Genomic DNA, 12624 nt, shown 5'->3' on the forward strand with positions numbered 1-12624 from the left:
TCAGTATTATTTGCCCAACCCGGCAGACCTGCTAGGATAACGACAATTTTGTTTGTTAATGAAGTATTATGCATCAGGACTCACCTAACGATTCCTGGGCGATAAAGATCGCTCAATTTGTAAAGCGCTTTGGCACCTTCAAGCTCAGCATTCTGTTTGTACTCATCACACTGGTGTTCACGCTAGGGGGCTCTTATGTGGTCAGGCTAAGCCTTGGCCGCACGGTACAGCCGGATGATTTTATCATTGCAGTCATCATCACGTTGCTGTCGGCGCCCTGGGTATTGTACTTTTTCAGTGAGTTGGTCAAACAGCTCGAGAACTCCAGAACCAATCTGAAAGATGTTGTTAGCCAGCTGGAGCGCTTGCGTGAGGAAGATGTTTTTCTTAACCGCGAGCTGCAAAGTAATATTCGTCAGCTTAATCATGAAATAGAACAGCGCAAGCGGGCTCAGGAAGAACGCGAAGCGGTGTTCAAAGAGCTAGAAAAAGAAATTGAAGACAAATCCAGTTCGGAAGGTCAGGCACGCAGATTATCGACCTTACTTCGCTCTATCATTGATGCATCACCGGATTTAATTTATTACCGAAATGAAGAAGGGCGGTTTGCCGGCTGTAACCGGATTGCAGAACTATTGACGGGAAAAACCGAAGAAGAGTTGCTTGGCCTGACGCTGCACGATGTATTTGAAGAAGAAATTGCCGCGCAAATTCTTGCCAGTGATCGGGAGGTTCTGGAAACCAACGCCAGTATGACAGAAGACCTGTGGCTACGCTTTGCAGATGGACGCCGGCGTTACTTTGAAATGAAACGGGTACCGTTTTTTGATAACGCAGGTAATCGATTAGGTCTGCTGGCATTTGGCCGTGATATGACGGAAAGAAAACAGGCTGAAAGCGCGGCTGAAAAAGCTAGCACCGACAAAACCCGCTTTATTGCAACCATCTCACACGAACTGCGAACCCCGCTCAATGGAATTGTGGGGCTAAGTCGTATGTTACGAGATACCGAACTGTCAGAAGAACAATTTAACTGGGTCAGTACTATTTATGCCAGTGCGATTACCCTGGGAAACATTTTTAACGATATTATTGATCTGGATAAACTTGACCGGGATAAGCTGGAACTTAGTCTGAAAACCGTTTCTTTACGCGATTTCACCGAGGAATTGTCCAGTATTATCCGACTACTGGCTTCAGATAAGGGGCTGGAGCTGAAAACCAACATCATTGACCCGCTTCCGCAATTGGTGGAAGTGGACGGCACCCGTTTACGACAGATTTTGTGGAACCTGCTGTTTAACGCGGTCAAGTTTACCCAAAAAGGTGAGGTACGATTGTCCATATCAGCTACCCCGCCGGCCAATGAGACCAGTGTAGTAACCTTTGTGGTGGAGGATACCGGAGTCGGGATCCCTGATTCTGAAATAGAGAAAATTTTTGCGATGTATTATCAGGTTGATCACCCTGATCATCAGTCTGCGACCGGTACTGGAATTGGTCTGGCAATTTGTAAGCAAATGGTCGATTTAATGAGTGGCGATATCCGTGTGTCCAGTGAAGTTAACAATGGCACCCGCTTTGAAATCGAATTGCCGCTGCAGGTCACTGAGCGTCAGATGCAGGCTTCGAAGTTACTGGTTACCGACTTAAATATTCTGCTGGTTGAGGATATTGAGCTTAACGTGATGGTTGCCAAGGCGCTGTTGGAAAAGCTTGGCCAGCATGTGGATGTGGCTATGACCGGGCAAGAGGCGATAGACAAAATCAGACAAACACAGTATGACCTGATTTTACTTGATATCCAACTGCCTGATATGACCGGTTTTGATGTGGCTAACGTGATTCGCGAAGAAGACCTTGTGATGCAGACGCCTATTGTTGCCCTTACCGCTAATGTCATTAAAAAGCGCGAAGAGTACCTGCAAAATGGAATGGACGATATCATCGCCAAGCCGATTAAGAAAAGCCGGGTTGTTCAGGTATTTAACGATCTGTTTGTTGAGCCAGCTGCCCCCGCTGAGCTCACCGCGCCTGTAAGCCAGCCAAGAAAGTCAAAGCAGGATAGCAGTAAATCACTGAACAATATTCTGGATATGGATCTGCTTCAGATGCTGGTTGATACCATTGGGGAGGATATGGTGCGGGCCAGTGTGAAAGTATTCCAGGATAAAATGCCCGAATATATGGAAATACTGCAGTTAAGTCTTAGTGCAGATGAAAAGTCGGAAGTATGCTCGCAGGCACATAAAATAAAAGGCGCGGCAGGCTCAGTTGGTCTGTCCCGGGTCCAGCGCATTGCCAACCAGATTCAGCAAGGAGACCATCCTGCCTGGTGGCAAAATGTGCATGACTGGGTAGAAGAGCTGCAAATGGCGGTGGAGCATGACATGAAAGCACTTCATGAGTGGCTTAACGAGCAGATGATTGATGATTAACAGGTGTCGTCACAGTGGCTGACTCTTTTTTTTCAAATAATCAGATAGAAACAGCCTCTTTGCCGGCTATTCAAAATATTGCACTGGAGCCTGTTTCAGCGCGCTACCGGATGCTTAACCTGTGTGTATGTAGCAGCGTCACTGTAGCCATACTGCTTATGTTGGGGCTGCTTCTTTATCAACCCATTGTCAGGTTACCTGAAGATGTCCGTGTGCTACTTCCGCTTTTGATGATTCTGACTGGGGGCGTAGGTGGCGCGCGCTTTGTTTATCATCTGATTGCAGATTCCAAGGTGCGCTTTGCGCTGCGAGAGAATGACCTGGTGTTGGAGCAGGGTTTATTTTTTAGCACATTACTATGCCAACCGATATTGCGAATCCAGCATGTTGAACTCTCGCGTGGTCTGTTACAGCGATGGGCGGGACTAGCGAGTTTGAAAGTTTACTCTGCCGGTGGCGCGGGACATACATTTGAAATCCCCGGGCTTGAACGAGACGTTGCTCAGAAACTAAGACATTTTATTGTTCATCACAGTGCACTTGATGCGAAATAATTATTTATGAAAGATTCGAGGCCGGCACGCTGGGCACGACTTGCACCATGGGCACTTATCTATTTCTTTGTACGACAACTCAAAGAGCTTGCCCAGGGGATGATTTATGCCATTCCCGCACTGGCTGTTAGCGTGTCTGTTTCTGATTTGTTTAATAATACCTGGCTGATGGCAGGTATAGCCCTGCTGATAATCAGCACATTGACTACCGCTTTTTTGCGTTTCTGGTTTTTCCGATACAGGGTTTATGAAGAGCAAATTGAAATTCAAAGCGGAGTCGTTGCAAAAACGCATATCAATCTGCCGTTCTGGCGAATTCAAAATATAAAAATAGAGCGGCCCTGGTATTACCGATTATCGACTTACGCTGTTCTTATTATAGATACCGCAGGTTCAGCCACGGAAGAAGCTACCATAGTTGCCATACCGCAGGCATCTGCGATAGCGCTGCGTGATACGGTATCTGCTGTTAAAGCGCAGCATAGCGAAGTGTCTGATTCGCGTTCGACGGACAAAGACACCCATCGCAACATATACTCAAACCAAGACCAAGACCAAGACCAAGACCAAAACACGCACGCCAACACTAGCCCAGAGCCCCACATTGCCAATACCGCAGACGTCTTAAATTCACGTACTCTGTCTGACCTCGTACTGCACGGCATGACAAACAACAGAATTTGGATTTTGTTGGGTGTACTAACGCCATTTTTAGATGACCTTAGCCAGTGGGGAGTCAACTGGTTGTCACAACATGGCATAGAGCCTGAACAGCTGATACAGAATATGTCGTTGCCCTGGTGGCAATGGGCGGCACTGGTACTTACCGGCGCAAGTTTTATTATTGCCCTTCTGATGCTGTTTTCTGTGTGCGGAGCCATACTTACCTATTACGGCTTTACGCTAACCCGTGAAGGAGGGCGGTATATCCGGCGCAGTGGCTTACTTTCTCAACAGGAAGTGAGCATTCAACGAAGCCGTGTGCAGCGCATAACCATCAGGCAAAGTGCTCTGGATGTTTTGGTAAAAAGAGCGAATGTGAGTTTTGAGCAAAACAGAAATGGTCAGCGGGATAATAACGAAGGTAGTGCAGCCAGACTCCTGATCCCATCTGTTACATTAGAACAAGCTGCCAGTCTGACGACGGATGTCTTAAGCCATGCTCACTCTCTTTATGCATCTTTTTGGAAAATCCATACCGCATTTTTGTTTCACCACTTGCTGATCAGGTTATTTCCGTTAGCAATTGTTGTGGGTGTCTTGCTAAACGTCAAGCTGCAAAGCTTTCCTACGGCAAGTTTTGTCGTCGGTATTGCCCTGTGTGCCATTCTTATACTGATGCGCTTTTTGCGATGGGGATATGCGCTTGACCAAGAGTACCTTTACATTCGCAAGGGGTTAATAGGAAAAACCTACCACACTATTCCTTTGTTTAAATTACAGCAGGTGGCAATGCAGCAAAGCGTCATGATGCGCCGAAAAGGACTGGTTCACTTAAAAATCATTCTTGCCAGTGGTGCCGCCCATATTCCATTTATGGAACATCGCCATGCGCAGTACATCATGGACTATGCGCTTTTCAAGTGTGAATCTGATGCTCGGTCATGGATGTGATCGGATCTTCTTTTGGGTGGTCTGGCCGCTGAGTTTAGGTTTACCGCGTGCTTTAGCCCGTTTTTTCTCTACACGCTTTTTTTCTGCTTTTTTAACATGTTTGGCAATCCAGTGAGTCATCTTTTCCATCAGTACCGGCGGAAAATTATGCCCCATGCCTTCTATTACCTTTAACTTGGATTTACGTATTTGTTTGGCGGTGTCCATGCCCGCAGATACAGGAATAACAGGGTCGTGGCTACCATGAATAACCAGGGTGGGGGCTTTGATTTTTTTTAACATCCTATGCCGGTCGCCACTGACAGTGATGGCCACTAACTGACGTTTAAAGCCGGCCGGATTATAAGCCCGGTCAATGGTGTTAATTGCCTGCTCATATAGCAATTGTTCCTCAATGGGATAAGCCGGGCCACCAATCAGACGATTGAGCTTAACATTGTAACGGATTGCAGCTTCGCGATTGTCCCTACCGGGTCTTCGGGCAAGGCTAAGAAGCACCTTCAGGCTATCTTTATTATGAGAAACCAAGCCTGTACTCGACATAATAGATGTCAGGCTCAGTATTTTCTTTTTTTTCTTCGCTGCAATAATCTGTGCAATCATGCCTCCCATCGATGCGCCAACCAAATGGGCTTTTTTTATTTTCAAAAAAGCCATTAGTGCTAATACATCGTCTGCCATATCTTCAAGTTTGTAAGGAACTGATGAACGGATAGAAAGCTTTTTGCTCAGCCACGCTTTTAACAGGCTCGGGTTGCCTAAATCATCAAGCTGGGAAGACAGCCCGGTATCGCGATTGTCAAACCGGATGACTCGAAAATCTTTTTTTACTAAACCATAGTACAGCGCATCCGGCCATACGGTAAGTTGAGCACCCAGGCCCATAATTAAAATAATAGCAGGCGATGATGGATTACCCTCATCCTGATAATGCAGCGTTATTCCTGCATCGGTAGTCATTGCTTTTGTCTGCACCGCTATTCGACCTGATATGCCCGCTTGTTTCACTAAACGGTATGACAAAAGCGTGAAACTTTAATGAAGGGTAATCATCTTGCCTTTAATATTTAATAATCAGACACCCACGCTATTTTGAGTTGAAGCGATGGTGCTGCAAAATTGCAGCAAAACCCGCCTGTAGGCCAGTTTGATAACATTAAAAAGTTGCCTACCCTGACAGTTATCTTTTGTTATCAGGTGTTTGTTATGCCAGCCGCCCGCCATGCTTTTATCAATTTAACCCAGACGCCGTATTACCACTGCATGTCACGCTGTGTTCGGCGTGCGCATTTATGCGGAAAAGATACAGCCGTTGGGAAAGTCTATGAACATCGACGCGGCTGGGTTGAAAGGCGACTGTTACTTTTATCTGAGGTTTTTTCAATCCGGGTGATGACCTATGCCATTATGAGTAACCATTTTCATCTTGCAGTAAAAATAGAAGCGCATAGACCATCGGCGTGGGGAATTGACGAAGTGATTTCACGTTGGCATCGCTTGTTTAAAGGTACGTTATTAACCAGACGATACTGTAATCATCAACAGCGGGAGCAAATGAGCCAGGCCCAGAAGCAAACTGTTGAACACATTGCCGCTGTATGGCGGGCTCGTCTGGCAGATATAAGCTGGTTTATGCGGTCTCTCAATGAATATATTGCGCGCAAGGCAAACAAAGAGGATAAATGCACGGGGCGCTTCTGGGAAGGACGATTTAAATGCCAGCCTTTACTAAGTGACGCTGCGCTTATTGCCTGTATGGCCTATATTGACTTAAACCCGCTAAGGGCAAAAATGGTTCGCTACGCCAAACAGGCTAAATATACGGGTTTTTCACGACGTGCCGGCTGTTTCAAGCTTTGCAGAGCAACCACATTGCTCATGCCATTTTTTGAACGGGGTCGTGATAGGGCAAACACCATTCCCTGTCGATTCTCTGATTACCAACAGCTCATCAGTTTATTAGAAGCAAATACACTGGCGAGTGCATCTGTTGCCAAATTATCCGTGCCAGAGACAGTTAGTCATCTTGGTATAAAGCCACAGTGCTGGCAGCTTTTAACTTCACGTTTTGAAGAGTTGTTTAACGGCGCGGTAGGTGCAGAAGCTGAACTGGAAGGTTTTTGTAAGGCGCAGCGCAAACAAAAGGTAAGGTCGCGCAGCATAGCCAGGCAAATATTTAACCCGGCTACAGCCTGATTAGCACGTATTTCAGCGCTTTTTCATCCGACGGCTTTGAGCTTCACGCTTTTCATTGCGCTTTTCTTTTCTGTCGCGCTTATCTGGTGTTAACGAACCATCTTTAAATTTTTGTTTTCGCTTCGCTTTATCAGCTGCCTTTTTAGCGGCAGCCTCGGCCATTTCCTGCTTCTCATTGCTCACCATTTCCGGCGTTTCCAGCGAGATTCTCCCTAGTTTCCCAGACTGTAATTCTTTTAATAGTATTTCACATATTTTATGCAGGTTTACCCGGCCGCCTGCCATAATCGCACCACGCTTTTTGGCCGCAAGCTCCAGAAACTCCAGCTCGGTATCTGGTACTTCCTCGTCCAGCTTAAACCGCTCTTTTAATACTTCAGGGTACGCTTTAATCAGATAGTCGGCAGCAAAAAAGCCAACATCATCATACTCCATCGCGGTATTTTTTACCGCCCCTGAGGATGCCAGACGATAAATCGAATGCGGGTTTTCGACCTTGGGCCACAGTACGCCGGGGGTATCGTATAACACCACACCGCTACCCAGGTTAATACGCTGCTGCCCTTTGGTTACAGCCGGCTCATTACCGGTTTTGGCAATAATGCGGTCTGCCAGAATGTTAATCAGTGTTGATTTGCCAACATTGGGAATGCCGGTGATCATGGCATTGATGGATTTAACCTGGGTGTCTTTGTATCCGCAAATCGAGCGAATCAGATCGACGAGTTGCTTGCTGTTGCCTGGGTTGTCACTTGACGTAGTCAGGGTTTTCACTCCACGCTCGGATTCCAGATACTCCTGCCAGCGGGCTGTTATGTCAGGATCAGCCAAATCATATTTATTAAGAATTTTGATGCAGGGCTTATCGCCGCGAATTTTTGCTATTTCAGGATTTTCACTGGAGTAGGGGATACGGGCATCCAATACTTCAATAAGAATATCGACCTGACTTAAAGATTCTTTTATTTCTTTAAGTGCCTTGTGCATATGGCCTGGAAACCAGTGTAATGCCACGCTAATGTTCCTTAATACTAAATGAGTTTAACTGACAGAAAGCTGGTAGACACAGATGTTCACCGCACTGGCCAGATTTAAAGAGTCAATCTTACCACTACCGTTGATAGTAAATGGATCAGCTTGCATAGTTTCAAGCGCCCTGGTGGGAACGCCTCGTGCCTCATTACCAAACAGATAGCAATCATAATTTGAAAATGCAGGCTGACTGATAGATGCTCCATTCATATCCAGATAAGCAAACCGGGAAAATCTCTGCGCCAGGGTATCTAAAGGGACATCCGTTTCAACATCAACATGAAAGATGGCTCCCATACTGGCCCTGACTACCTTTGAATTATACGGGTCAACACTGTTAGGGCTTAGTAACAGTTTGAACGCGCCAAACCACGCCAGAGAGCGCAAAATAGTGCCCAGATTTCCTGGGTCTTGCACCTCATGCAAATAAATATAGTTTGTCGTTTGGGCAAAGGCTTGCGAGATGGGTAAATTAATAGGTACGCAGGCAACAATGCCCTGTGGCGACGTGGTGTCACTGAGCTGGCTCATCTGCCGGCTATTGATTTGTTTTACTGAAAAAGCAAATGGCAGCGATGCTACCCATTGCGTATGTTCATCGGTGACAAACAGAGTTATGCCCCGGGCCGATTGTTCGTCAATGACCTTACAAAGCTCAAGCACCAGGTGCTCACCTTCAACGAGGTAATACCCTGATTGTGTACGGTATTTCTTTTGATGCAGCTTTTTTACATCATCAAACTTCATGAATAGGCCTTTAAAAATCAGCGATGCGGTATGGTGAAAGTCGCGCTGATCTTACCTATTTACAAACACCGGAACAAACTTTTTGACAGGTGAAGGAAGGCAGGAGAACCAATGAACCTGCCTGAACAAGCTATTTATCGATGAAAGGCACTCGAATGTAGCCCTCCATTAATACTCTGGCGCTACGACTCATAATCGCTTTATCGACCTGCCAGCCTGTCGCTGCCAGAGAGGCTTTAGCACCGACTGTGAGGGTTCCGGAGGGATGCCCGAAAGTGACGGTTTCTCTGGGAACAGCACCTGCTGCTTCATATAGTAAGGTCCCTTCAATCGCCGCGGCAGTGCCGATGGCAACCGCAGCCGTTCCCATCATGGCGTGATGAAGTTTACCCATGGATAAAGCACGAACAAGTAAATCAATATCGTGCTGCTCAATCTGCTTTTTACTGGATGAGACGTATGCCGCAGCGGGCGCCACAAAAGCAATTTTAGGAGTGTGCTGACGTCCCGCTGCTTCGCCAATATCCGATATCAGGCCCATTTTAAGCGCGGCATGAGCCCGGATAGTTTCAAATGTTGCCAGTGCATCTGGATTCGTGTTTATCGCGTCCTGAAGTTCTGTTCCTGTATATCCGATATCTCTTGCGCGTAAGAAAACAGTTGGAATACCGGCCGTGATCATCGTGACGTCAAAAGAGCCTATATCCGGAACCGTAAGTGTATCTTTTGGGTTGCCGGTAGGAAATAGCGCCTGTGTGCTGTCTGCTGGATCCATAAACTCAATTTTTATTTCAGCCGCTGGAAAGGTCACACCATCAAGCTCAAAGTCACCGGTTTCCTGAACCTTATGATGGATAATGGGAACATGCGCCACAATGGCTTTTTGTATATTTGTCTGCCAGATATTAATCGTGGCTGTGCCGTTTTCTGGAATCTTCTGTCTATTGACCAGTCCACTTTCAATGGCGAATGCGCCTACTGCTGCGGTCAGATTTCCACAGTTTCCGCTCCAGTCTATAAAGGGTTTATCAATACTGACCTGGCCAAACAGATAATCGACATCATAATCTTTTCTGTTACTGGTCGACACGACCACAATTTTGCTGGTGCTCGATGTGGCGCCGCCCATGCCATCGGTGTGTTTTTCGTAAGGGTCTGGGCTGCCAATAACCCGAAGAAAGAAAGCATCACGTTGCGGGCCCGGTTGCTGCACGGCTTCGGGTAAATCCTGCAACCGAAAAAAGACCCCTTTACTGGTGCCGCCCCGCATATAGGTGGCAGCGATGCGAAGTTGTGGAGGGTGTTGCATAATTATGTCCTGGTACGACAGTTCCCTGATGCTGCTTAAGAAGACACCCATTCATTTATTCAATAAATGAGTGGGTGTCTGGTTATATCAATCAGACAGGGTGGGTGTCTTGTTATTGGGATTCATATGTCGAGGCTACTGGGCCGCCTCGGCTTCCAGAAAGTCCTGGGCAAAGCGCTGCAATACACCACCTGCACTATAGATAGACACTTCCTCAAATGTATCGAGTCGACAGGTGACCGGCACGTGCTCTTGTTTCCCGTCTTTTCTGCATACTTTTAACACAAGTTCAGCGCCGGGCGAGGGCGTGCCTTCCACATCGTAGGTTTCAGTGCCATCGAGCTTCAGGGTGATTCGGGTCGTACCGGGTTTGAATTCCAATGGTAAGACACCCATCCCAATAAGATTGGTCCGGTGTATCCGCTCAAACCCTTCTGCCACAATAACCTCAACACCAGCCAGTCTGACGCCCTTGGCCGCCCAGTCACGGGAGGAGCCCTGTCCGTAGTCCGCGCCAGCCACAATAATCAGTGGTTGTTTGCGCTTCATATAGGTTTCAATCGCATCCCACATACGCATTACTTTACCTTCCGGCTCCAGGCGTGCCAGTGAGCCTTGCTTAACTTCCCCGTCTTCTTTGACCATTTCATTGAAAATCTTAGGGTTTGCTAAAGTGGCTCGCTGAGCGGTGAGGTGATCCCCCCGGTGGGTGGCATACGAGTTGTAATCCTCTTCCGGTACGCCCATGCTACTCAGGTATTCACCTGCGGCGCTGGTGGCCATAATTGCGTTAGACGGAGACAGATGATCGGTGGTGATATTGTCAGGCAGAATGGCCAGCGGTCGCATTCCCTGCATAGTGCGTTCGGCCGCCAGAGCGCCTTCCCAGTAGGGAGGACGGCGAATATACGTGCTCATATCACGCCAGTCATACAGCGGATTAATATGCTCTCCGTAGTCCACTGACAAGTCGAACATAGGTTCATAAACTTTGGTGAAATGTTCTGGTTTGACAAAGTTGGCGACAATTTCATCAATTTCCTCATCGCTGGGCCATAAATCTTTCAGCGTCACAGGCTGGCCGTCGCTGTCATAACCCAGCGTGTCTTTTTCTATATCAAACCGGATTGTACCGGCGATAGCATAGGCTACGACCAGAGCCGGTGAGGCTAAAAATGCCTGCTTAGCAAAAGGATGAATACGTCCGTCAAAGTTGCGGTTGCCAGACAATACCGCTACCGAATAAAGGTCGCGCTCTTCCAGTTCTTTTTGGATAGCCGGGTCCAGCGCGCCGCTCATTCCGTTACAGGTTGTACAGGCAAATGCGACTATTCCGAAGCCCAGCTTTTCCAGTTCGGGTAGCAGGTTGGCCTCTTCCAGATACAGTTTCACGGCCTTCGAGCCTGGTGCCAGTGAGGTCTTTACCCATGGCTTTCTGACCAAGCCCAGTTCATTGGCTTTTTTGGCAAGTAAAGCGGCAGAAATCACATTGCGTGGATTACTGGTATTTGTGCAACTGGTAATGGCCGCAATAATGATAGCGCCATCCGGCATCTGGTCGTCATTATGTGATGTGTTACCCAGTAGCCCGTGCTGCGCAAGTTGATTGGTGGGTAAGCGGGCGTGCGGATTGGATGGTCCGGCCATGGTCCGCTCTACGCTGCTCAAATCAAACTCGAGCACACGCTCATACTGCACATTGTTTAGTGAATCAGCCCACAGGCCGGTATGTCTGGCGTAGTTTTCCACCAGTTCCACCTGCTTGGCATCCCGGCCTGTCAGTTTAAGATAGTCGATGGTCTGCTCATCGATATAAAACATGGCGGCCGTAGCCCCGTACTCGGGAGTCATATTAGAGATGGTGGCACGATCGCCCAATGTAAGGTGCGATGCTCCTTCACCAAAAAATTCCAGGTAGGCAGAAACAACCCGCTCTTTTCTTAAAAACTCGGTCAGACACAGCACGATATCGGTTGCCGTAACACCGGCAGCCGGTTTGCCAGTTAATCTGACACCCACAATGTCAGGCAGGCGCATGTAAGAGGCTCTGCCCAGCATAACGCTCTCAGCTTCAAGACCACCCACGCCAACCGCGATTACCCCCAGGGCATCAACGTGTGGCGTATGACTGTCGGTACCGACTAGCGTATCTGGAAAAGCAATACCGTCTTTGGCATGGACAACCGGCGACATACGTTCCAGGTTTATCTGATGCATGATGCCGTTACCCGGGCCGATGACATCTACATTTTTAAACGCGGTCTTGGTCCAGTTAATGAAATGAAATCGATCATCGTTGCGACGATCTTCAATGACGCGATTTTTTTCAAAAGCATCAGGCTCAAAGCCGGCGTGTTCCACTGCCAGAGAATGATCTACTATAAGCTGTGTGGGAACCACCGGATTGACCTTCGACGGATCGCCTCCTTTCGCCGCGATGGCATCGCGCAGGCCAGCCAGATCTACCAGCGCGGTTTGCCCCAGAATGTCGTGACAAACCACACGGGCAGGAAACCACGGAAAGTCATGCTCGCGCTTACGATACACAATCTGCTCGAGTGACTGGGTCAGTATTTCAGCAGGACATTTTCGCACGAGATTCTCAGCCAGAACCCGAGAGGTATAGGGCAGAGTGTCATAGCTGTCAGGGGCAATCGCCTCAATAGCTGCACGGGCATCATAAAACGCCAGCTCACTACCGGGCAGCATTTTTTTGTAATCGTTATTCATAGCA

The 12624-nt window shown here is 47.7% G+C and carries 9 protein-coding genes; 4 read left to right on the forward strand and 5 right to left on the reverse strand.

The features are described from left to right. The first annotated feature begins 68 nt into the window (after window positions 1–68). From arcB to EZV72_RS04315, 3 genes are read left to right on the forward strand one after another with little or no spacing between them, the layout of a single operon-like run. Window positions 69–2438, forward strand: coding sequence for an aerobic respiration two-component sensor histidine kinase ArcB (arcB, locus tag EZV72_RS04305; RefSeq protein ID WP_137166076.1), 2370 nt, complete (start codon window positions 69–71; stop codon window positions 2436–2438). A gap of 14 nt (window positions 2439–2452) precedes the next feature. Next, the gene (locus tag EZV72_RS04310) at window positions 2453–2992 is read left to right on the forward strand and encodes a PH domain-containing protein (RefSeq protein ID WP_137166077.1); all 540 of its coding nucleotides are present in this window, start codon (window positions 2453–2455) and stop codon (window positions 2990–2992) included. 6 nt (window positions 2993–2998) lie between these two features. Continuing rightward, a complete protein-coding gene (locus EZV72_RS04315) occupies window positions 2999–4606 on the forward strand; it encodes a PH domain-containing protein (protein WP_137166078.1) in 1608 nt (535 codons plus the stop codon). On the opposite strand, the gene EZV72_RS04320 is transcribed toward EZV72_RS04315, so the two are convergent. Next, window positions 4595–5566, reverse strand: coding sequence for an alpha/beta fold hydrolase (locus tag EZV72_RS04320; RefSeq protein WP_137168657.1), 972 nt, complete (start codon window positions 5564–5566; stop codon window positions 4595–4597). The genes EZV72_RS04315 and EZV72_RS04320 overlap by 12 nt on opposite strands. Window positions 5567–5812: 246 nt before the next feature. Between EZV72_RS04320 and EZV72_RS04325 the strand changes: the two genes are divergently transcribed. Then, entirely contained in the window at window positions 5813–6802 is a 990-nt protein-coding gene (locus EZV72_RS04325; RefSeq protein WP_137166079.1) for a transposase, read from the forward strand. Window positions 6803–6814: 12 nt separating this feature from the next. Here EZV72_RS04325 and ylqF read toward each other — a convergent pair whose 3' ends face one another. The 4 genes from ylqF to acnD form a co-directional block, all read right to left on the reverse strand. Further along, the gene (ylqF, locus tag EZV72_RS04330) at window positions 6815–7816 is read right to left on the reverse strand and encodes a ribosome biogenesis GTPase YlqF (protein ID WP_137166080.1); all 1002 of its coding nucleotides are present in this window, start codon (window positions 7814–7816) and stop codon (window positions 6815–6817) included. Window positions 7817–7843: 27 nt separating this feature from the next. Continuing rightward, on the reverse strand, window positions 7844–8581 hold the full coding sequence (locus EZV72_RS04335) for a TrmH family RNA methyltransferase (RefSeq protein WP_137166081.1): 738 nt from the start codon (window positions 8579–8581) through the stop codon (window positions 7844–7846). A 130-nt stretch (window positions 8582–8711) separates the two neighbouring features. Beyond that, window positions 8712–9890, reverse strand: a complete 1179-nt coding sequence (prpF, locus tag EZV72_RS04340; protein ID WP_137166082.1) for a 2-methylaconitate cis-trans isomerase PrpF — start codon at window positions 9888–9890, stop codon at window positions 8712–8714. A 135-nt stretch (window positions 9891–10025) separates the two neighbouring features. After that, window positions 10026–12620 (reverse strand): Fe/S-dependent 2-methylisocitrate dehydratase AcnD, encoded by a 2595-nt coding sequence (acnD, locus tag EZV72_RS04345; protein ID WP_137166083.1) that lies wholly within the window; start codon window positions 12618–12620, stop codon window positions 10026–10028. Between the last annotated feature and the right edge of the window lie 4 nt (window positions 12621–12624).

The sequence above is a fragment of the Salinimonas lutimaris genome (assembly GCF_005222225.1).
In the GTDB taxonomy this organism is placed as follows: Bacteria; Pseudomonadota; Gammaproteobacteria; order Enterobacterales; family Alteromonadaceae; genus Alteromonas; species Alteromonas lutimaris.